Consider the following 20,708-nt stretch of genomic DNA (forward strand, 5'->3'; position numbering starts at 1 on the left):
TCGTACGGCCCCTGACACACCGCCGCCCCGCAGCATCCACGCTGCGGGGCGGCGGCGTTCTCGCGTTCAGCCCCGGAGCGCCGCGGCGAGGCCCGGCCGGCGCCGGCATCTCGGTCCGCCGGCCCGGCTGGAACACGTCGGACCTGGTGAACCGGCTGACGTCGTTGGCCACTTGGCCCAGTCAACGCCGGTCGTTCGCCCCCGGCAACGGGAGCTCGAACCAGACGACCTTGCCGCTGCTCAGCCGGGTGGCGCCCCAGCGGCGGGCCATCCGGTTGACCAGGAACAGCCCGCGGCCGCCCTCGTCGGTGTCCCGGGCCCGGCGCTGGCGCGGCAGCTGCGGGGAGTCGTCGCCGACCTCGCAGCGCAGTACGTCCGTCCGCAGCAGGCGCAACGTCACGGGCCGCTCGGCGTACCGGACGGCATTGGTGACCACCTCGCTGACCAGGAGCTCCAGGGAGTCCTGGAGCTCCTCCAGGCCCCACCGGGTCAGCGCCCGGCGGGCGAACCGGCGGGCGCGGCCCGGAGCGGTCTCCTCCGGGTCCAGGAACCAGTACGCCACGTCGCTCGGCGCGATCCCGTCGAAGCGGGCCGCGAGCAGCGCGATGTCGTCGTCCCGGTCGCCCGGGCCGAGCATGTCCAGGACGTCGTCGCAGAGCGCCTCCAGCGGCGGCGGATGGTCGAGGCCGGTCAGCTGGGCGGTGGTGGCGAGCCGCTCGCGCAGCTGCTCGATTCCGGTCCAGACGTCGCGCAGCCGGGACTCCACCAAGCCGTCGGTGTAGAGCAGCAGCGTGGCCCCGGCCGGGGCGTCCAGCTCCACGGCCTCGAAGTCCACGCCGCCGACGCCGATCGGGGCGCCGGGGGGCACCCGGAGCACTTCGGCGCGGCCGCCGAGGTGCAGGAGCACCGGCGGCGGGTGCCCGGCGTTGGCGATGGTGATCCGGTGCGAGACCGGGTCGTAGACCGCGTACAGGCAGGTGGCCATCCGGTCGGAGCCCAGGCGCTGCGCCTGCTCGTCCAGGTGGTGCAGGACCTCGGCGGGCGGCAGGTCCAGCTGGGCCAGGGTCTGGGCGGTGGTGCGGAGCTGGCCCATGATCGCGGCGGAGGTCATGGAGTGGCCCATGACGTCGCCGACGACGAGCGCGACCCGGCTGCCGGGCAGCGGTATGGCGTCGTACCAGTCGCCGCCGACCCGGGCCGTCTCGGCGGCGGGCAGGTAGCGCGAGGCGAGCCGGACCCCGGTGGGCTGGGGGAGGCTGTCGGGGAGCATGGTGCGCTGGAGCTCGTCGGCGATGTACGCCTCGCGGCCGTACAGGACCGCCTTGTCGATGCCGAGCGCGGTGTGCGTGGCCAGCTGGGCGGCGACCAGGAGGTCGTTCTGCTCGAACGCGGGCCGCTCGGGGCTGCGCAGGAACACCGCGGCGCCGATGACGCGGCGGCGGCCGCGCAGCGGAGCGAGGATGGCCCGCTGGCCGCGCGGAACGGGGTGCTCCGAGCCGAGCAGTTCCGGCAGCGCGTCCTTGGCCCCGGCAGCGGACCCGAAGACCGGCCGTACGCCGCGCAGCACCTCGGCGAGTGCCCCGCCGGTGCGGATCTCGCAGAGCTCCGCCGCGGGCAGGTCACCCTGCGGGCCGACCATCGGCAGCTGGCTGAAGTCGAGCTCGCCGGCGGCCCCCACGGCCCCGGCGCCGTCCGCTCCGGTCAGATCGTCGATCGGCCGGAGCCGGTCGGTGCGGCGCAGCCTTAAAACGACCGGGCCGACGGGACGCTCGTCGCCCACCGGCAGGGGATCCCGCAGGTAGACGAGGATGGCGTCCGAGAAGGTGGGCACGGTGGCCCGGCACAGTCCGAGCACGATCTCGTCGAGGTCGATGCCGCGTGCGATCCGCCGGGTGGCGGCCCCGACGAAGCGCAGCCGGTCCCCCTCGCGCCGAGCCATCCCGCCGTCCAGCACGGCTGCGCCCCCGCCGAGGACATCGGCCACTGCGGAGCCCTGCCCTTCGTACGCCGGACCGGCGGCACCGGCCCCGGTCATGCGGGCGGGGTCCGTGTCCGCCGGGGTGTGGCCTTCGCGGGCCGGGCCCGCGAGCGCGCCCTCTCCGCCTGCGGCGGCCCGGCCTTCGCGGCCCGCGGGTGGGTCCGCGTCGGGTCCGGCTCCGCGGGGGCGGGAGGCACCCGGTGTTGCGGCTGCCTGGCGGTCCTGGCCCGCACCGGGGGCCTCGTGGGCCCGCCCGGCGGGCAGGGCTGCGGAAGCCGGGTCCTCGTCGTGGGCGGCCGCCGCGTGCGCGGCGTTCCGGGCGGCTTCGCCGTCGCGTCGCCGGGATCCGCCCGCTGCGGTCTCGCGCGCGGCATTGCGGGCCGCCTCGCCGTCGCGGCCGCGGCGGCCGGCCGCGCCCTGCGCCGCGGCGCCGCGCGAGCGGCCCCGGCCCGGGCGGGGCGTGCCGTCCTGCGGGGCGGGCACGCCCTCGCCGCGCGGGCGCGGGACGTCCGGGCCCCGGCCGGCGGCCTCGGCGTGCGCGCGCACCGGATCGTCGCCGGCCGCGGCCGAACCGCGTACGGCCTCGGCGGCGGGGACGGGGGCCTTGCCGTGGCCCAGTTCCTCCGCCGGGCCGCCGGAGGCGGCAGGCATGGCGGAGCCGCCCGGGGCCGGTGTCGCGGCGGGCTGCGGGCCCTCCTGCGAGGTGGGGTACTCCGTCACGCGTGGAATTCCGTCCGTTTGCGCTCGATGTGCGCTGCACTCAACTCGGTCAGTCGCGGTATACCCGCTCAGCGGCGGGGACACCATCACCCCGCGGTACCGCGTCCCGCTCGTTACCTCTCGCTCTGCTTTGACCTCCGGTCAAGTCCCGCGTACAGCACGACATTTACGGATGTGCGGACGAGTGCGCCTCCCGCGCGCGACCCGCGGAGGGAGATCTTACGTTTGAACCCCGGGGGCGCATCAAGGGTCTCATGAGGTCATATGCGCCGGAGTGCGGTCCCAGTCCTCGGGAAGGGCCGGAACTCCCCAGGCGGGATCCGGCCGCCAGTCCTGCCAGCCGTCGGAGAACGGAGTCCCCCACGCCTTGATCACGTCCACCGCGGACCGCCCCGCGACCTGCACCCGGCGGGCCTGTTCGGCGTCCATCAGACCGGACCGCTGGGCCTGCGCGAACTCGTCCTCGTCCCGCCACTTCCACGTGCGGTCCGGGTAGACGGAGATGTCCAGGAAGTGGTCCACGGAGTCGATCCCGCCGGACCACCGCGTCCGCGGCTCCTCGAGGTTCACGTACCAGCTCTTGAACCGCCAGCCGTGCTCCCAGAACAGCCACACCGACCACGGGTCCCCGGGCCGGGCCAGCTTCAGCACGCCGGCGCCGAACCAGCGCGACCGCACGGTGGTGCGCGGCGCGGTGTACCGGGTGGCGAGCGGCTCCTCGTGGACGGGGGTGCCGTCGGCCAGCACCGGCTTGACGCACTCGGTGCCGGGGGCCATCCACACCGCCAGCAGCTCGTCGGTGTCCTGGACCACGGTCACCGGGCGGCAGATGTGGACCGCGCCCTTCAGGCCCGGGGCGTGGTCGCGGTAGCGCCAGAGGATCTGCTCCCCGGGCCGCCAGCGAGTGCCCTGCGCGTCGTCGCCGCCCCCGCGGCCTCCGGTACCTGTCATGCGCAGATCTTAGGGCTGGGGCCCCTGCGCCCGCTGCGGTGCAGGTCACGGAGGTGCGCGGGGACGGGAAACGACCGAATCCGGACCCAGGCCGGAAACGTTTTCAGGGCCGGGTCATGCGCAGGACGTCGAGGGCCTCGTCCAGCTGTTCCAGCGTCAGGTCGCCGCGGTCGACGTACCCGGACTCCAGCACGACCTCCCTGATCGTCTTCCGTTCGGCGAGCGCCCTCTTGGCGACCTTGGCCGCCTCCTCGTAGCCGATGTACCGGTTCAACGGGGTCACCACGGAGGGCGAGGACTCGGCGAACTCCCTGGCCCGCGCCTCGTTGGCGGTGATCCCGTCGACCGTGCGGTCGGCCAGCAGGCGGCTCGCACTGCCCAGCAGCCGGATCGATTCCAGGAGGTTCTTCGCCATCACCGGGAGCATCACATTGAGCTCGAAGTTGCCCGCCGCGCCCGCCACCGCGACGGTCGTGTCGTTCCCCGTCACCTGCGCGGCCACCATGAGCACGGCCTCCGGGACCACCGGATTGACCTTCCCGGGCATGATCGACGAGCCCGGCTGGAGATCGGGCAGATTGATTTCGGCCAATCCTGTCCGCGGTCCCGAGGCCATCCAGCGCAGATCGTTGGAGATCTTGGTGAGCGAGACGGCGATCGTACGGAGCATCCCCGAGGTCTCCACCAGCGCGTCCCGCGCCCCCTGGGCCTCGAAGTGGTTGCGGGCCTCGGTCAGCGGCAGCCCGGTCGCGGCGGCCACCTCGGCGATCACGGCCGCGGAGAACCCGGGCGGGGTGTTGATCCCGGTGCCCACCGCGGTCCCGCCCAGCGGCAGCTCGGCCAGCCGGGGCAGCGCCGCCCGCAGCCGCTCGACGCCGTAGCGCACCTGGGCGGCGTACCCGCCGAACTCCTGGCCCAGCGTCACCGGGGTTGCGTCCATCAGGTGCGTGCGGCCCGCCTTGACCACCTCGGCGAACTCGCCGGCCTTGCGCTCCAGGGCGGCGGCGAGGTGCTCCAGGGCGGGGATCAGCTCGCGGGTGACGGCGGCGGTCGCGGCGATGTGGATGGACGACGGGAACACGTCGTTGGAGCTCTGCGAGGCATTGACGTGGTCGTTGGGGTGGACCTCGCGGCCGAGCCGCTCGCCGGCCAGGGTGGCGATCACCTCGTTGGTGTTCATGTTGGACGAGGTCCCGGACCCGGTCTGGAACACGTCGACCGGGAAGTGCTCGTCCCAGCGCCCCTGCGCCACCTCGGCGGCGGCGGACCGGATCGCGTCGGCGATGCCCTCGTCCACCACCCCCAGCTTCGCGTTCACCGCGGCGGCCGCGGCCTTGATCAGGGCGAGCGCCTCGATGTGGGCGCGCTCCAGGCGCTGCCCGGAGATGGGGAAGTTCTCCACCGCGCGCTGGGTCTGAGCCCGCCATTTGGCATGCGCGGGCACCCGCACCTCGCCCATCGAGTCGTGCTCGATCCGGTACTCGCCTGCTGATCCATGGGCCTGCTGATCGTTCGTCATTTTCGTGGCCTCCTCAAAAAGTTGAGCAATTGTCTTGTTCGAAGTGTTCCCAACTCCCCTACCGGCCAGTAAATACCGGGGGTAACACCAACGTCGGGGAGGCGTCATGACACGTGTACGTACCAAACCCAGGCTCAGATCTACCTTCGCGGCAGCGGCGGCCATCGCGGCCGCCCTCGGGGGCGTCACCGCCATCACCCCCATGGCCCACGCGGCCGCGCCCACCGCGGCCGCCGGAGCCGTCACCCCCCTGTCGCCCGAGCTCGAGGCCATCCGCGCAGCGGAGGCCGTCAAGATCTACGGCGACCCGGCCGTCCGGCCCCTGAACGAGCGCAAGACCGGGCTCATCTCGCTCGGCGACAGCGAGATCTCGGGCGAGGGCGTCGGCAACTACGACCCCGCGACGAACACCTCGGCCAACCAGTGCCACCGCTCGCCCGACACCGCGATCCACCGCACCGGCATCCCGGCCGACCTCACCTTCAACGTGGCCTGTTCCGGCGCGTACACCGGCAACATCCGGATAGGCGGCAGCAAGCAGTACGCCGACGAACTGGTGCAGAGCGACAGCCTGGCCGTCAAGGCGCGCAACACGAAGATCAAGATGGTGCTGCTCGTCGCCGGAGCCAACGACGACCTGCAGTTCGGCCCGGTGATGACCGACTGCGTGACCCGCTGGGTGCTCAGCCAGGGCACCTGCGAGCCCAAGTACGGCCCCGGCTGGCAGGCGCGCGTCGACGGCCTGAAGCCCAAGGTCGAGTCCACCGTCGCCGACCTCAAGACGGTCATGCGCGACGCGGGCTACGCCGACTCCGACTACAAGCTCGTCGTGATGGGCTACCCCAGCCCCATCGGCCCCGACTTCTACGACAACCCGAACTTCCCCGGCAAGCTCCCCGGAGGCTGCGCCGGCTACGACTCCGACGCCGCCTGGGGCCGCAACTACGCGGTGCCCACCTTCGAGAAGGGCATGCGCGCGGCCGCCCTGGCCTCGGGCGCCACGTACCTGGACAACTCGCGGCTCTTCCAGGGCCACGAGGTGTGCATGGAGGACACCTGGGCCCGCGGCCTCTACTTGGACCTCGGGGACCACTTCCCGTGGGACGAGAACACCGCCCGCCAGTCGTTCCACCCCAACTACCGCGGCCACGGCGCCTTCGCGGCCTGCCTGACCCAGCTCTACAACTCCGGCCTGCGCGAGGCCTCCTGCGCCGACCCGGCGAGCACCGGCACCCCGGTCCTGCAGACCGGTGCCTGGGACGACCTGTACAAGCCGCTGAAGAACGAGGCGACCGGCAACTGCCTCGACTCCAACGGCGGCGCCAGCGCCAATGACACCAAGGTCATCGGCTGGGACTGCCACGGCGGCCGCAACCAGGGCTGGTGGTACGACTCCGCGAAGAAGTCCGTCCACATCGAGCTCACCCACGACCGCTGCCTGGACGCCCCGGGCGCCAACTACGGTGCCGGCACCGGCCTGATCATCTGGAACTGCCACGGCGGGGCGAACCAGCAGTGGGTCCGCGACGGCGCCACCCTGCGCCCCGCGGCCGCCCCGGGAACGTGCCTGACCGTGGCCGCCGCCCACGACCAGCTGCGCCTGCAGACCTGCAACGGCTCGGCGAACCAGCGCTTCGTGTAGAGGCACAGCGCGCAAACCCGCCCCTGCACACGACCCGAACCCCCCACACCCGGCCGGCGCACCCCGGCCGGGTGGCTGTACGCGGTCGGTCACAGGCCGTTCAGGTACTCCCGTACCTCGCGGGGCCGGTTGGTGATCAGCGTGTCCACGCCGAGGCGCAGGCACAGCTCCACGTCCTCGGGCTCGTCGACCGTCCAGACCCGCACCCGCAGCCCCTTGGCCTTCAGCCGCGCCACCAGCCCCGGATCCTTGCGCAGCAGGTCGATACCGGGCCCTGCGTGCCCCGCGAACGGCGGCCGGGCCGGCCGCAGCCGCCGCTCGATCAGGTAGACGGCGGGCAGGCCGGGAGCCAGCCGGTTCAGCCGGGTCAGGGCGTTGCGGGAGAAGCTCATCACCTCGATGCGGCCGTCGGAGCCGTCGGCCAGCCCGTGGTCCTTCAGGACCCGTACGAGCTCGGCCTCCAGGCGGCCGCCGGCGCGGGTGGGGTGCTTGGTCTCGACGGCCAGCCCGACGGGCCGGTCGGCGGCCAGCGCCTCCTTGAGCAGGTCTTCGAAGAGCAGCACCTGCGCCCCGCGGTGCTCCTCGCCCTTCCAGCCGCCGAAGTCGAGCGCGGCCAGCTCCTCGTACGTCATGGCGGAGACGACCCCGCGCCCGTCGGAGGTCCGCTCCACCCGCCGGTCGTGCACGCACACGAGCCGCCCGTCGGCGCTCAGCCGTACGTCGCACTCCAGCGCGTCGGCGCCGTCGGCGATGGCCTGCCGGTAGGCGGCTAGGGTGTGCTCGGGGTGCTCGTGGGAGGCCCCTCGATGGGCGATGACCCGCACGTCGCGGGCGGTGACGGACTGCGCGTACTGCCGATTCATGGATCAGACGTTATCCGCATGCGGTGACCGCCCCGGTGCAGCATGCTGCACCGATGGCCGAACACTTCGTGACATGGCACTGCGATCCTTGCGCGTCCTGCCAGGACGAGTCGTGGCAGCGCGTCGTCGACGGCCGCCTGCGCTGGGAGTGGCAGCACCACTGCCCGGTGTCCGGAACACAGGCATGCGACGGCGGCTGGGGCCCGGCCCCGGACCTCATCCGCGAGGAGATCATCGCCCGCGAAGGCACGGAACGCCTGGAAGTCGGCGGCCCGGACGGCGTGCCGCTCAAAGCCGTCCGCAAGGTCATGGGCCTCACGCTGACGCAGCTGAGCCAAGCGCGGACCCACGGCTTCGAGGCCACGCCGGTCGAGGCCGGGCTGCTGCGCGGGAACGTGCTCCGCGCAGCGGGCGAAGACCGGGGCAGGTCCTGACGGGACCGCTCAGTGGGGGCGCGGGGCCAAGGGGGCCGGAGTGACCTTGAAGCCGCCCTTCGTGACCTCCGTGAAGGGGGCCGGGGCCATGCACGTGCCCACGCGGGGCTCGGACACCGAGCCGTCGGGCTTCACGTCGACGTTGGCGATGCCCCACGAGAAGCCCACCCGGTCGGGCCCGCCGCGTTCGCCGTCCTGGACGCTGATCCCGATCCGCTTGCCCTCCCAGCCGACGTTCGAGGACGTGACCACCGCGGTGATCGTGGCCGTCCGGCCGCCGGTGACCATGCAGTCCACCTCCGCCTCGGCGACGCCGGTGAAACCCGCATCGGGCATGGCGTGGTAGACGGTCACCCGGCCGCGCGCGTCGACCGGCATGCCCTGCTCCCCGCCCGGCGCCGGGAAGGGCCGGCTCCACGGGACGGCGTCGGCGTCGACCGTGAAGCGGATGTCGTGCTCCTTCGGGACGTACGGGTAGGACACCGTTCCGCCCCCGTGCACCGAGGCGAGCCTCGGCGCGGCCGGCGCCGCGGGGGCCGGAGCCGCGCCGATCAGCGTCGCCACCAGGGCGGCGGCGCATCCGGCCAGGACGAGGGCGCGCTTGCGGTTCTTCATCGTGAACTCCCGTTGAGACGGTGTGCCGTTCGGGTACGGCAACAGCCTCCCGCGGGACCCCCGGCGATCCATCTGCCCGCCGGACGACATGTGTGAGGGGCCCTCCCCCGCACGGGGGAGGGCCCCTCAGGCCGTCGTACTACAGGCCCGGACCGCGGACCGGGATGCTGGTGAACGTGGGCTGCTCGGGTTCACGCGAAGTGAAGAAGTCGTTGCCCTTGTCGTCCACGACGATGAACGCCGGGAAGTCTTCGACCTCGATCTTCCAGACCGCCTCCATGCCGAGCTCCTCGTACTCCAGGACCTCGACCTTCTTGATGCAGTCCTGGGCCAGGCGCGCCGCCGGGCCGCCGATCGAGCCGAGGTAGAAGCCGCCGTGCGTGCCGCACGCGTCCGTCACCTGCTGCGAGCGGTTGCCCTTGGCCAGCATGACCTTCGAGCCGCCCGCCGCCTGGAACTGCTCGACGTACGAGTCCATGCGGCCGGCCGTCGTCGGGCCGAAGGAGCCCGAGGCGTAGCCCTCGGGGGTCTTCGCCGGGCCGGCGTAGTAGACCGGGTGGTCCTTCAGGTACTGCGGCATCCCCGCCCCCGAGTCCAGCAGCTCCTTGATCTTGGCGTGCGCGATGTCGCGCGCCACGACCAGCGGGCCGGTCAGGGACAGGCGGGTCTTCACCGGGTGCTTGGTCAGCGTCGCGAGGATCTCGTCCATCGGCTGGTTCAGGTCGATGGAGACGACGTCCGAGGAGTCGCTGAGGTGCTCGTCCGTGGTGTCCGGGAGGAAGCGGGCCGGGTCGCGCTCCAGCTGCTCCAGGAAGACGCCCTCGGCGGTGATCTTCGCGGTGGCCTGGCGGTCCGCCGAGCAGGACACGGCGATCGCGACCGGGAGGGACGCGCCGTGGCGGGGGAGGCGGACGACGCGGACGTCGTGGCAGAAGTACTTGCCGCCGAACTGCGCGCCGATGCCGATCTTCTGGGTCAGCTCGAAGACCTGCTGTTCCAGGTCGAGGTCCCGGAAGCCGTGGCCGAGCGGGGAGCCCTCCGTGGGGAGCTCGTCGAGGTAGTGGGCCGAGGCGTACTTCGCGGTCTTCAGCGCGTGCTCGGCGGAGGTGCCGCCGACCACGATCGCCAGGTGGTACGGCGGGCAGGCCGCGGTGCCCAGCGAGCGGATCTTCTCCTCCAGGAACTTCATCATGGAGGCCTCGTTGAGGACCGCCTTGGTCTCCTGGTAGAGGAAGGACTTGTTGGCCGAGCCGCCGCCCTTGGCCATGAAGAGGAACTTGTACGCGCCGCCGTCGGTCGCGTACAGCTCGATCTGCGCGGGCAGGTTCGAGCCGGTGTTCTTCTCCTCCCACATGGTGAGGGGGGCCATCTGCGAGTAGCGCAGGTTCAGGCGCGTGTACGCGTCGTAGATGCCGCGCGAGAGGGCCGCCTCGTCCCCGCCTTCGGTGAGGACGTTCTGGCCGCGCTTGCCCATCACGATCGCCGTGCCCGTGTCCTGGCACATCGGCAGGACGCCGGCCGCCGCGATGTTCGCGTTCTTGAGGAGGTCGAGCGCGACGAACTTGTCGTTCGACGAGGCCTCGGGGTCGTCGATGATCCGGCGCAGCTGCGCGAGGTGCGCGGGGCGCAGGAAGTGCTGGATGTCGTGGATGGCCTCTTCGGCGAGCTTGCGCAGCGCCTCGGGCTCGACCTTGAGGAACGTACGGCCGTCGGCCTCGAAGGTCGAGACGCCCTCCGAGGTCACCAGCCGGTAGGGGGTGGTGTCCTCGCCCAGGGGCAGCAGGTCGGTGTACGCAAACTCTGGCATGACGGCAGTCATTCCTCACTCGGCAGACGGCGCTGGCGACCGGTTTGGCAGCGCGGCTATCCAGCGTAGGACCTCCGTCCCGGGCTGTGTCTGTGAGGTAAGGCTCACTGGCGACTATCGCGATCTATCGCGTATCGCTATGCTGGCCGGCGTGGACCTGGAAAAGAAGCCCGCCGCGCCTGCCGCCGCCCCCGGAGCCGCCCCCGCCGAGCTGCGGGCCTCCGATGCCGACCGCGACCGGATCGCGCACATCCTGGCCGACGCCCTCGCCGAGGGCCGGCTGACCGCCGACGAGCACTCCGAGCGTCTGGACTCGCTGTACGCCGTGAAGACGGTCGGGGAGCTCGAGGTGCTCGTACGGGACCTGCCCACGCCCGGCGCCGCGCCCGCGGCGCCCTCGTACGCACAGGCCCCGGTGGGTCCGGCGCCGGCCGGCCAGGCCGAGGTCTCGGAGACCGTGGTCGCCGTGTGCAGCAGCGTCACCCGCAAGGGCAGCTGGCGGCCGGGCGCGCACACCCGCGTGGTCTCCGTCCTGGGCGACGTCACCGTCGACCTCACCGAGGCCGTCTTCGAGCAGCAGGTCACCGAGATCAACGTGACGAGCGTGCTGGGGAACGTCGAGATCCTGGTTCCGGAGAACGTGACGCTCCGCGGCTACGGCAGCGGGGTCCTCGGCAACTTCGAGGTGCACGGCGAGGGCCGCGCCGGGACCACCGATCCGAACGCGCCGGTGGTGATCGTCCGGGGCTTCGCGCTGCTGGGCAACATCGAGGCCCGGCCCAAGCTGGGTGCCCGCCTGGTCGACCTGGCCCTCAAGCTCCGCAAGCGCCTGGAGGGGTAGCGCCGGCCCCGCCGCCCCCCGTACGCCCCGGGCCGCGGGGGCCGGGGCGTACGGCCGGCCGGCGGTGCGGGTCAGAAGGACCAGACGTCCGTTCCGCCGGCGCAGGCGCCGACGTAGATGCCGCCGTTGCCCGCGCGGAACAGCTGGCACTCCTTGAGCTGGATGCGGCGCACGCTCGACGCGAAGCTGTACTCGCCGATGTTGACCTCGGTCCCGGCGCCGCTGGTGTTCCAGACCTCCTCGTCGCGGGTGCCGCCGTCCGCGTACACGGCGTGGATCCGCAGCGCCGCGCCCTTCTTGTCCGCCGAGGACGTGTCCTTCAGCTTGCCGTCCAGGTGCAGCCGGCCGTCGGACGTCTGCCAGATGTTGCCGCGGGCCCAGGCCCCGGCGATGTCGCCGCCGGTGTGGGTGACGTCCCAGCCGCCGCCGGCGGCGGCTGGACCGGCCGTCAGCAGCAGGGCCGCCGGGATGGCGGCCAACGCCAGGACCGCCTTCGTCTTCAGCTTCATCGTTCCTCCGTCGTGTCGTGCACGTCGTTCGGGACGGGGGAACCGTAGCCGCAGGAGCCCTTCGTTCGCGGCCCACCACGGGGTGATCCCGGGGGCCCGCCCCGGGGGTAGCCGGCGTGCAACCAGAGGGGTAGGGAGCCGGGCGGTGCATCGGGTTTCGGTCGAAGTTCCTCACCGCGGCGCGCTTGCTCCACGCAGTGCATAGGGGCGCGTACAGCGGGTAGGGACAGGTGCATCGTCTCTCGCTTGCGTATACGTCGTCAGGAGTAGACCGTGCAGCATCCGCCGCATCAGTCCCTGCAGGTAGCCGCCGTACAGAGCCTCCAGGCGCGTCCGGCCGCCGTACCGAAGCCGCGGGTGCCGGCGAGGGAAGAGGACGGCCCATGGCACGCGGAGGCGGTGTGCCGCCGGGACGAGGCGGGGCTGTTCTTCGCGCCCTCCAAGGAGCCGACCGCAGCCCGGCTCTCCCGCGAGGAGGCCGCCAAACGCGTCTGCGCGCGCTGCCCGGTGATGGTCGCCTGCCGCGAGCACGCGCTGCTCCAGCCCGAGCCGTACGGGGTCTGGGGCGGGCTCACCGCCGCCGAGCGGCGGGTGGTGCTGGCCCGGCGCCGGCGCCGGGCGGCGGAACTGCGCCAGGCCCCGGGGGCCGGGCCGATAGCCGCCGCGGGCTGAGGGCCCGTACGCACACGAGCGAGAGGGGCGCTACCGCCGCACGCGGTAGCGCCCCTCTCGCTGTGCCGGCCGCCGGCCGGCCCGTCCGGTTGTCCTTCGCGCGCTACTTCGCGCGGTCGAAGTCGACCGCGCTGTAGGCGCGCAGCTTCGACAGGCGGTGGGTCGAGTCGATCTGCCGGATCGTGCCCGACTTCGAGCGCATGACCAGCGAGGACGTGGTCGCGGTCTCCGAGCGGTAGTGGACGCCGCGCAGCAGCTCGCCGTCCGTGATGCCGGTGGCGACGAAGAAGACGTTCTCGCCGGACACCAGGTCGTCGGTGTGCAGGACCCGGTCCAGGTCGTGGCCCGCGTCGATGGCCTTCTGGCGCTCGGCCTCGTCCTTCGGCCACAGCTTGCCCTGGATGGTGCCGCCGAGGCACTTGATGGCGCAGGCCGAGATGATGCCCTCGGGGGTGCCGCCGATGCCCAGGAGCAGGTCCACGCCGGTGCCCTCGCGCACGGCCATGACCGAGCCCGCGACGTCGCCGTCCGAGATGAACTTGATCCGGGCGCCGGTCTCGCGGATCTCCTTGACGATGCCCTCGTGGCGGGGGCGGTCCAGGATGATCACCGTGACGTCCTCGACGGCCATGTTCTTGGCCTTGGCGACGCGGCGGATGTTCACCGAGACGGGTGCGTTGATGTCGACGAAGTCGGCGGCCTCGGGGCCGGTGACCAGCTTTTCCATGTAGAAGACCGCGGACGGGTCGAACATGGTGCCGCGGTCGGCGGCGGCGAGCACGGCGATGGCGTTCGGCATGCCCTTGGCGTTCAGGGTGGTGCCGTCGATCGGGTCGACGGCGATGTCGACCTCGGCACCGGTGCCGTCGCCGACCCGCTCGCCGTTGAACAGCATCGGGGCTTCGTCCTTCTCGCCCTCGCCGATGACGACGACGCCGTTCATCGAGACGGTGGAGATCAGGGTCCGCATCGCGTTGACCGCGGCGCCGTCGGCGCCGAGCTTGTCGCCGCGCCCGACCCACCGGCCGGCGGCCATCGCGGCGGCCTCGGTCACCCGGACCAGTTCCAGGGCGAGGTTGCGGTCGGGGGCCTCCGGAGAGACTTCGAGCTGGGGCGGCAGGTTGTGCTCGGTCATCGGAGCGCACCTTTCTGTACGGCGACGGCCGGGAAGTGAGGGTGCTGGAACTCTATCGGTACGTCGACAAATTGAGCAGACCGGGTCACGTATGAGCGGAATACCGGTCAGGCGATTGGCCTGACCGGACATGTTGCGAACAGGGGCGGGCGTCGCGGCCACCCCGGCGGAGATCGCTCCCGGCCATGGGGGACGATGGTGGCGTGGCAGGTATGAAGGGCAAGCAGACGGTCTGGGACATGGTCCGGTCGCTGGCGGTGATCGGTGTCGTCGTCGCGGTGATCTACATCTTCGTCCCACATGACGAGAAGGCCGATCCGACACACGTGGTCGACTACCGGGTTGAGACGATCACCGCCCGGCGCGCGGCGCCGTACCCGGTGGCGGCGCCCATGGGGCTGCCGTCGCAGTGGCGGGCGACCTCGGTGACGTTCGACCGCAAGGCCGCGAACGCCTGGCATCTGGGTTTCCTGGATCCGAAGGGGCAGTACGTCGCGATCGAGCAGTCCAGCGACGCCTCGGCCAAGCGCCTGGCCGCCCTCACGCAGCAGGCGAAGGCCACCGGGCAGACGCAGCAGATCGGCGACCTGGCCTGGGAGCGCTGGGAGGGCGAGAAGTACGACGCCCTGGTCCGGCAGGAACAGGGCTACGTGACGGTGGTGGCCGGCACGGCCTCCTTCGAGGACCTCGCCGCGATGGCGGCGGCGCTGGAGTTCAAGCAGGGCGCAGCCCAGTAACCCGCCGCACGCCCGGCAGCCCGCCGTACGGGCGCCGACATGCGGAAAGGCCGCTCCCCCGGAATCCCGGGGGAGCGGCCTTTCCGCGTACCTGTGTCCGGACTCAGACGGTGGTGATGACCTCGTCGAAGCTCAGGCGCGGGCCGCGCGGGTGCCACGCGTCCTCGCCCGGCTTGCCGATGTTGACGACCATCAGGGGGGTGTGGTCGCCGTCCAGGAACTCCTTCTGGACACCGGCGAAGTCCAGGCCGCCCATCGGGCCCGCGGCGAGGCCGGCGGCGCGGATGCCGACGATGAAGTACGCGGCCTGCAGGGCGGCGTTCATCACCGCGGCCTGCTCGCGGACCGGGCGCTCGCTGAAGAAGGCGTCCTTGGCCTGCGGGAAGTGCGGCAGCAGGGTCGGGAGCTCCTCGTGGAACTCGTTGTCCGCGGAGAGGATCGCGACGAGCGGCGCGGCGGCGGTCTTCGCCTGGTTGCCCTCCATCATCAGGTTCACCAGGCGCTCGCGGGCCTCGGGGGAGCGGACCAGCGTGATGCGCAGCGGCGTCGAGTTGAAGGCGGTGGGGCCGTACTTGACCAGGTCGTAGATCGCCTGGACCTGCTCCTCGGTCACCGGCTCGTCGGAGAACGAGTTGGCGGTGCGGGCCTCGCGGAACAGCAGGTCCTGAGCGGCGGAGTCAAGAACGAGAGACATCGGAAAGCCTTCTTCCATACGGAGGTGAAGCGATGTCCCGACTTTAAGCCAAAAGTTGTAGAACTTTCAACTAAATCGGCGTCGAGGTGACTCGGATCACGTTTGGCCCCATGTTCGGCCCGGCCTCAGGCGTCCCGCTCGTCACTCCCGCCACCCCCGTCGGCCCCCGCTTCACGGGCTGCCAGTGCCGAGTCGAGCCGGGCGCGGGCCCCTTCCAGCCAGTGCCGGCAGACCTTCGCGAGCTCTTCGCCGCGCTCCCAGAGTGCGAGGGAGTCCTCCAGGGAGGTGCCGCCGGCCTCCAGCTTGCGGACGACCTCGATGAGCTCGTCCCGGGCCTGCTCGTACCCCAACGAGGTATCGGTTTCAGTCATTCCCGTCCCGCCTTATGTGTGCAGTGCATCGAAAATCCGGTGTGGGGCGCGCGGCTCACTCGGCGCGCTGCCCGGCGTCCGGTGCGACCCGTACGGAGAACTCGCCCTCCGCCACCCGCGCGCGCAGCACCTCGTCCGCCGAGACGTCCTCCGGCGAGCGCACCACGTGCCCGTCCGCCCGCTGCAGTACGGCGTACCCGCGCTCCAGCGTCGCCGCCGGGGACAGCGCCACCACCCGGGCCAGGGTGTGCGCGAGCTCCGAATCCGCCCGGTCCAGCAGGTGCCCGAGGGTGCGCCGGGTGCGGCCCAGCAGGGCCTCGAGCTCGGCCTCGCGGGTCTCCACCATCCGCTGCGGATGGACGAAGACCGGCCGGGCCAGTGCGTGGGCGAGCCCCCGCTCCTCCCGGTCGAGCAGCCCGCGCACCGCCCGGAGCCCCCGGCCCTGCAGCTGGCTTACCCGCTCCAGTTCCTCGCCGACGTCCGGGACCACCTTCTTCGCGGCGTCCGTGGGCGTGGAGGCCCGCAGGTCCGCGACCAGGTCCAGGAGCGGGGAGTCCGGCTCGTGCCCGATCGCCGAGACCACCGGCGTACGGGCCGCCGCGACCGTCCGCACGACCTCCTCGTCGGAGAACGGCAGCAGGTCCTCCACGCTGCCGCCGCCGCGGGCCACGATGATCACGTCGACCTCGTCCAGGGCGTCGAGCTCCTTGACCGCCCGGATCACCTGGGGCATCGCGTTCACCCCCTGGACGGCGACGTTGCGCACCTCGAAGCGGACCGCCGGCCAGCGCCGCCGGGCGTTCTCCAGTACGTCGCGCTCGGCCGCCGAGGCCCGCCCGACCACCAGCCCGATCAGCTGCGGCAGGAAGGGCAGCGGCTTCTTGCGGTCCAGCGCGAACAGGCCCTCGGAGGCGAGCGACCGCTTGAGCTTCTCCAGCCGGGCGAGGAGCTCGCCGATCCCGACGGGCCGTATCTCGGTGGCCCGCAGCGACAGCTGCCCGCGCGGGGCGTACCACTCCGGCTTGGCCAGGACGACGACCCGCGCGCCCTCCGTCACCGCGTCCGCGACCTCGTCGAAGACCTGGCGGTAGCAGGTCACGCTGAGCGAGATGTCGTGCGAGGGGTCGCGCAGCGTCAGGAAGACCACCCCCGCCCCCGGTCGCCGCGAGAGCTGCGTGATCTGCCCTTCCACCCACACCTGGCCGAGCCTGTCGATCCAGCCCCCGATGAGCCGGGACACCTGGCCGACCGGCAGCGGCGCGTCAGCCGACGTATTCAGACCCATGCACGAAGGCTAGCCGCCCGGGCTGACAGCGTCTCAGGGACCGGTGATGGTGTCGTCATCCGGTCGCCGGCCGCGCTGGGCGAAGAGCACCCCCAGGCCCACCACCAGCCACACCGCCCCCACCACCTGCGCCGTCCAGGCCGCCTCGACGATCACCGCCACGGTCACCGCCGCGCCGAGCACCGGGACCACCAGGTGCTTCCACCAGTTCGGGGTCCCTGCCCCGCGCCGCACCACGAACCAGCCGACCACCGAGGCATGCAGCAGCGTGAACGCCACCAGCGCGCCGACGTCCACCACCGAGACCAGCTGGTCGAGCCCGTCGTCGCGGCGGGCCGCCCACACCGCCGCGATCAGCGTGATCGTCGCCGCCACCAGCAGGGCCGGCCGCGGAGTTCCGTCCGAGGTCCGCGCGAGCGCCCCCGGCAGCCGCCGCTCCCGGGCCATCGCGAACACCAGCCGGCCCGCCGCCGCCTGCCCGGCCAGTGCCGCGAAGGCAGCCCCGATCGCCTTGCTGACCGCGACCAGGTCGTGCAGCCAGGGGCCGACCGAGGCGTCCACCGCGTTGTAGAAGGCCGGCCCCTGCTGCGCCGGCTCGGCCGCCAGCTCCGCCGGGGACACCGGCATCAGCAGCGCCGCCAGGTAGCTCTGCCCGATGAACAGCACCCCGGCCAGCGCCAGGCAGCACAGCACCGCCCGCGCCACCTGCGCCGAGCCCCCCGTCACCTCCTCCGCGAAGGAGGCGATCGCGTCGAAGCCGAGGTAGGAGAGGACCGCCACCGACACCGCGCCGAGCACGGCCGCCAGGGAGAAGCCCGGCGAACCGTCCCCGGTCAGCGGCGACAGCCAGCCGCGCTGCGCCCCGCCCTGGACCAGTACCGTCACCGCGGCCACCACGAACACCAGCAGCACCGCGATCTCCATGGCCAGCACGGCGAATCCCACGCGCGCGGCCGCCCGTACGCCCCACAGGTTCAGCGCGGTGGTGACCAGCACGGCCAGCGCCGTCCACACCCACCTCGAGACCTCCGGGACCAGCGCGTTCATCGCGATCCCGGAGAAGAGGTACGCGACCGCCGGGATCAGCAGGTAGTCGAGCATCGCCATCCAGCCGGCGATCAGCCCGGGCCCCTCGCCGAGCCCCTTGCGGGCGTACGTGAACACCGAGCCGGCCTGCGGGGCCACCTGGACCATCTGCGCGTACGAGAAGGCCGTGAAGGCCATCGCGACCGTCGCGAAGACGTAGACGAGGGCGACGGCGCCGTGCGATTTCGCGTCCAGGGTGCCGAAGACCCCGACCGGGGCCATGGGGGCGATGAAGAGGAGCCCGTACACGACCAGGTCCCGGAATCCGAGGCTCCGCCGGAGGGCCGGCTTCGGGGCCGTACTGGGCTCCGTAACGGACGCCATCATTCCTCCGAGGGGCGGTCGGTTCGCACGTTCGACCCAGTCTGTGCCGAATGGGCGACGCCCGGCCTCCTGGAGACCCCCGTACGATGGACCGCATGACTGCTGCCGCACCTGCTCCCGCTTCCCGACGCGTCCTGCTCGCCGCCCCGCGCGGCTACTGCGCGGGCGTGGACCGAGCCGTGATCGCCGTCGAGAAGGCCCTCGAGCAGTACGGTGCGCCGGTCTACGTCCGGCACGAGATCGTGCACAACAAGTACGTCGTCCAGACGCTGGAGAAGAAGGGCGCCATCTTCGTCGAGCGGACGGAAGAGGTGCCCGAGGGCTCCATCGTGATGTTCTCCGCGCACGGCGTGGCGCCGGTGGTGCACGAGGAGGCGGCGGCCGGCAAGCTCGCGACGATCGACGCGACCTGCCCGCTGGTCACCAAGGTGCACAAGGAAGCGATCCGGTACGCGAACGAGGACTTCGACATCCTCCTCATCGGCCACGAGGGCCACGAGGAGGTCATCGGCACCTCCGGCGAGGCCCCGGACCACATCACGATCGTGGACGGCCCGGACGACGTGGACAAGGTCGTCGTGCGCGACGAGTCGAAGGTCGTCTGGCTCTCGCAGACCACCCTCTCGGTCGACGAGACCATGGAGACGGTGGACGCGCTGAAGACCAAGTTCCCGCTGCTGGTCTCGCCGCCGAGCGACGACATCTGCTACGCCACCTCGAACCGCCAGGCCGCGGTCAAGGTGATGGGCGCCGACTCCGACCTGGTCATCGTCGTCGGCTCCAAGAACTCCTCGAACTCGATCCGGCTGGTCGAGGTCGCGAAGGACGCGGGCGCCAAGGCCGCCCACCTGGTCGACTTCGCGAGCGAGATCGACGAGGCCTGGCTGGAGGGCGTCACCACGGTCGGCCTGACCTCGGGCGCCTCGGTGCCGGAGGTGCTGGTGGAGCAGGTGCTCGAGTGGCTCGCGGAGCGCGGCTTCGAGGACGTGGAGATCGTCAAGACCGCCGAGGAGTCGATCGTCTTCTCGCTGCCGAAGGAGCTGCGCCGCGACCTGCGCGCGGAAGCGGCCGCACTGGTCGCCGGGAAGTAGCCCGTTTCGTACGGTGATTCCATGCAGATCTTCGGCGTGGACATCGGTGGTTCCGGGATCAAGGGCGCTCCCGCGGACCTGGACCGTGGCGAGCTGGCGCAGGAGCGCCACAAGGTACTGACACCGCAGCCGGCCACCCCCGACGGGGTGGCCGGCTGCGTTGTCGAGGTGGTGCGCCACTTCGACTGGGACGGCCCGGTGGGGGTGACGTTCCCGGGCGTCGTCACGGGGGGCGTCACCCGTACGGCGGCCAACATGGACAGCGCGTGGATCGGCGTCGACACGGCGACCCTGCTGTCGGACCGGCTCGGCGGCCAGCCCGTCACGGTCCTCAACGACGCTGACGCGGCCGGGATCGCGGAGATGACGTACGGCGCGGGCCGGGGCCGCGAAGGCACGGTGATCATGCTGACGCTGGGCACCGGCATCGGCAGCGCGCTGTTCACGGACGGCCGGCTGGTCCCGAACTCGGAGCTCGGCCACCTGGAACTGAAGGGCCACGACGCGGAGAAGCGGGCGTCGGTCAAGGCCAAGGAGGACGGGGAGCTGACCTGGGAGCGCTGGGCGCACCGGGTGCAGAGGTATCTGGAGCACGTGGAGATGCTCTTCTCCCCGGACCTCTTCATCATCGGCGGCGGCGTCAGCCGCAAACCGGAGAAGTTCCTCCCGCTGATCCAGGACGTCCGGGCCGAGATCCTCCCGGCCAAGCTCCAGAACAACGCGGGCATCGTGGGGGCGGCGATGGCGGCGAGGGCGGCGAGGGGACCGAGCAGTTAGGCGGCCCGGCGGGGGAGCCTCCGCCGGGAGATCAGCACGGCCTTCCGTACGACGACGATCAGCGCCGAGACCAGGGTCCCCCCGTACAGCCAGCCGGCGTGCAGGGACAGGGCGGACACGATGCCCATGAGCTCTGCGCCGAAGCCGCCCGAGCCGCCGGAGATGGGCCAGACTCCGACGGCGAAGGCGATCGGCGCGGAGATCGGCGCGGTGATCAGGTCGGCGGGGCGCACCCAGAGGGCGGTGGCGGCCGCGACGGGCAGGAAGAGCAGTCCGTACGCGAGCAGCGAGCCGCCGAAGAGCAGCCAGGCGATCCCGGCGACCAGGGTCATCGCGACGCACGCGAACAGCCCGCCGCCGAGCCCGGTCAGCCGGGCCCGCGGCAGCCGCCGGGCGGGCGCGGGCTGCGGGCGGCCGCCCTGGGCGGGCACACCGCCGACGGGCGGGGCCGGGCGCCGCGGCTGCTGCCGCTCCGGCTGCTGTCGCTGCGGGTGATCCACCGAACGCGTCCTGTGTTGCTCCACCCCACCAAGCTAGGCGGGCCGAGCGCGGTATCGGGGTGGGGACACGCGTACAACGACTGCCACTCATCGGAAAGTAAACTGTCCGGTGGCCCACTCCCGGGCCGCCGCCCCCTCCAGCTACGGGAAGTCGCCA

The 20,708-nt window shown here is 72.2% G+C and carries 20 protein-coding genes; 7 read left to right on the forward strand and 13 right to left on the reverse strand.

Annotation, left to right across the window (positions count from 1 at the left end):
* Positions 1-181 precede the first annotated feature (181 nt).
* From ACZ5WG_RS01055 to ACZ5WG_RS01065, 3 genes are all read right to left on the reverse strand, one after another.
* A complete protein-coding gene (locus ACZ5WG_RS01055; protein WP_468720473.1) occupies positions 182-2,035 on the reverse strand; it encodes a SpoIIE family protein phosphatase in 1,854 nt (617 codons plus the stop codon).
* Between the two features lie 915 nt (positions 2,036-2,950).
* Positions 2,951-3,649 carry a cytidylyl-2-hydroxypropylphosphonate hydrolase gene (gene fomD, locus ACZ5WG_RS01060; protein ID WP_468719716.1) on the reverse strand — a complete coding sequence of 233 codons (699 nt, stop codon included), beginning with the start codon at positions 3,647-3,649 and terminating at the stop codon, positions 2,951-2,953.
* A 103-nt stretch (positions 3,650-3,752) separates the two neighbouring features.
* Entirely contained in the window at positions 3,753-5,168 is a 1,416-nt protein-coding gene (locus tag ACZ5WG_RS01065; RefSeq protein WP_468719717.1) for a class II fumarate hydratase, read from the reverse strand.
* Between the two features lie 106 nt (positions 5,169-5,274).
* On the opposite strand from ACZ5WG_RS01065, the gene ACZ5WG_RS01070 reads away from it, so the two are divergent.
* Entirely contained in the window at positions 5,275-6,810 is a 1,536-nt protein-coding gene (locus ACZ5WG_RS01070) for a ricin-type beta-trefoil lectin domain protein (RefSeq protein ID WP_468719718.1), read from the forward strand.
* A gap of 89 nt (positions 6,811-6,899) precedes the next feature.
* Here ACZ5WG_RS01070 and ACZ5WG_RS01075 read toward each other — a convergent pair whose 3' ends face one another.
* Positions 6,900-7,673, reverse strand: coding sequence for a glycerophosphodiester phosphodiesterase (locus tag ACZ5WG_RS01075; protein ID WP_468719719.1), 774 nt, complete (start codon positions 7,671-7,673; stop codon positions 6,900-6,902).
* 53 nt (positions 7,674-7,726) lie between these two features.
* Here ACZ5WG_RS01075 and ACZ5WG_RS01080 point away from each other — a divergent pair, with 53 nt between their 5' ends.
* On the forward strand, positions 7,727-8,107 hold the full coding sequence (locus ACZ5WG_RS01080) for a hypothetical protein (RefSeq protein WP_468719721.1): 381 nt from the start codon (positions 7,727-7,729) through the stop codon (positions 8,105-8,107).
* 9 nt (positions 8,108-8,116) lie between these two features.
* Here ACZ5WG_RS01080 and ACZ5WG_RS01085 read toward each other — a convergent pair whose 3' ends face one another.
* Together ACZ5WG_RS01085 and ACZ5WG_RS01090 are read right to left on the reverse strand one after the other, a co-directional pair.
* On the reverse strand, positions 8,117-8,722 hold the full coding sequence (locus ACZ5WG_RS01085; protein WP_468719722.1) for a hypothetical protein: 606 nt from the start codon (positions 8,720-8,722) through the stop codon (positions 8,117-8,119).
* Between the two features lie 139 nt (positions 8,723-8,861).
* On the reverse strand, positions 8,862-10,529 hold the full coding sequence (locus ACZ5WG_RS01090) for a fumarate hydratase (protein ID WP_468719724.1): 1,668 nt from the start codon (positions 10,527-10,529) through the stop codon (positions 8,862-8,864).
* Positions 10,530-10,680: 151 nt separating this feature from the next.
* Here ACZ5WG_RS01090 and ACZ5WG_RS01095 point away from each other — a divergent pair, with 151 nt between their 5' ends.
* Positions 10,681-11,370, forward strand: a complete 690-nt coding sequence (locus ACZ5WG_RS01095) for a DUF1707 SHOCT-like domain-containing protein (RefSeq protein WP_468719726.1) — start codon at positions 10,681-10,683, stop codon at positions 11,368-11,370.
* A gap of 71 nt (positions 11,371-11,441) precedes the next feature.
* On the opposite strand, the gene ACZ5WG_RS01100 is transcribed toward ACZ5WG_RS01095, so the two are convergent.
* Positions 11,442-11,879: a hypothetical protein gene (locus ACZ5WG_RS01100; RefSeq protein WP_468719728.1), complete on the reverse strand. Its 438-nt coding sequence runs from the start codon at positions 11,877-11,879 to the stop codon at positions 11,442-11,444.
* Between the two features lie 273 nt (positions 11,880-12,152).
* Here ACZ5WG_RS01100 and ACZ5WG_RS01105 point away from each other — a divergent pair, with 273 nt between their 5' ends.
* Positions 12,153-12,551 (forward strand): WhiB family transcriptional regulator, encoded by a 399-nt coding sequence (locus tag ACZ5WG_RS01105; RefSeq protein WP_376192998.1) that lies wholly within the window; start codon positions 12,153-12,155, stop codon positions 12,549-12,551.
* Positions 12,552-12,654: 103 nt separating this feature from the next.
* Here ACZ5WG_RS01105 and glpX read toward each other — a convergent pair whose 3' ends face one another.
* Positions 12,655-13,686, reverse strand: a complete 1,032-nt coding sequence (glpX, locus tag ACZ5WG_RS01110) for a class II fructose-bisphosphatase (RefSeq protein WP_266625948.1) — start codon at positions 13,684-13,686, stop codon at positions 12,655-12,657.
* A 212-nt stretch (positions 13,687-13,898) separates the two neighbouring features.
* On the opposite strand from glpX, the gene ACZ5WG_RS01115 reads away from it, so the two are divergent.
* On the forward strand, positions 13,899-14,423 hold the full coding sequence (locus ACZ5WG_RS01115; RefSeq protein WP_468720474.1) for a DUF4245 domain-containing protein: 525 nt from the start codon (positions 13,899-13,901) through the stop codon (positions 14,421-14,423).
* Between the two features lie 103 nt (positions 14,424-14,526).
* Here the strand turns inward: ACZ5WG_RS01115 and ACZ5WG_RS01120 are convergent, their stop codons facing one another.
* The 4 genes from ACZ5WG_RS01120 to ACZ5WG_RS01135 form a co-directional block, all read right to left on the reverse strand.
* Positions 14,527-15,117 carry a malonic semialdehyde reductase gene (locus ACZ5WG_RS01120; RefSeq protein ID WP_383505047.1) on the reverse strand — a complete coding sequence of 197 codons (591 nt, stop codon included), beginning with the start codon at positions 15,115-15,117 and terminating at the stop codon, positions 14,527-14,529.
* 125 nt (positions 15,118-15,242) lie between these two features.
* Positions 15,243-15,488: an exodeoxyribonuclease VII small subunit gene (locus ACZ5WG_RS01125; RefSeq protein WP_030291008.1), complete on the reverse strand. Its 246-nt coding sequence runs from the start codon at positions 15,486-15,488 to the stop codon at positions 15,243-15,245.
* Positions 15,489-15,543: 55 nt separating this feature from the next.
* Positions 15,544-16,773 (reverse strand): exodeoxyribonuclease VII large subunit, encoded by a 1,230-nt coding sequence (gene xseA / locus ACZ5WG_RS01130; protein WP_468719730.1) that lies wholly within the window; start codon positions 16,771-16,773, stop codon positions 15,544-15,546.
* A 33-nt stretch (positions 16,774-16,806) separates the two neighbouring features.
* A complete protein-coding gene (locus ACZ5WG_RS01135; RefSeq protein WP_468720476.1) occupies positions 16,807-18,183 on the reverse strand; it encodes an APC family permease in 1,377 nt (458 codons plus the stop codon).
* Positions 18,184-18,269: 86 nt separating this feature from the next.
* On the opposite strand from ACZ5WG_RS01135, the gene ACZ5WG_RS01140 reads away from it, so the two are divergent.
* Entirely contained in the window at positions 18,270-19,274 is a 1,005-nt protein-coding gene (locus ACZ5WG_RS01140; protein WP_468719738.1) for a 4-hydroxy-3-methylbut-2-enyl diphosphate reductase, read from the forward strand.
* 21 nt (positions 19,275-19,295) lie between these two features.
* The gene (ppgK, locus tag ACZ5WG_RS01145; protein WP_468719740.1) at positions 19,296-20,051 is read left to right on the forward strand and encodes a polyphosphate--glucose phosphotransferase; all 756 of its coding nucleotides are present in this window, start codon (positions 19,296-19,298) and stop codon (positions 20,049-20,051) included.
* Here ppgK and ACZ5WG_RS01150 read toward each other — a convergent pair.
* On the reverse strand, positions 20,048-20,575 hold the full coding sequence (locus tag ACZ5WG_RS01150; RefSeq protein WP_468719741.1) for a DUF6542 domain-containing protein: 528 nt from the start codon (positions 20,573-20,575) through the stop codon (positions 20,048-20,050). The genes ppgK and ACZ5WG_RS01150 overlap by 4 nt on opposite strands.
* Between the last annotated feature and the right edge of the window lie 133 nt (positions 20,576-20,708).

The organism is Streptomyces sp. NPDC032745 (assembly GCF_055579465.1).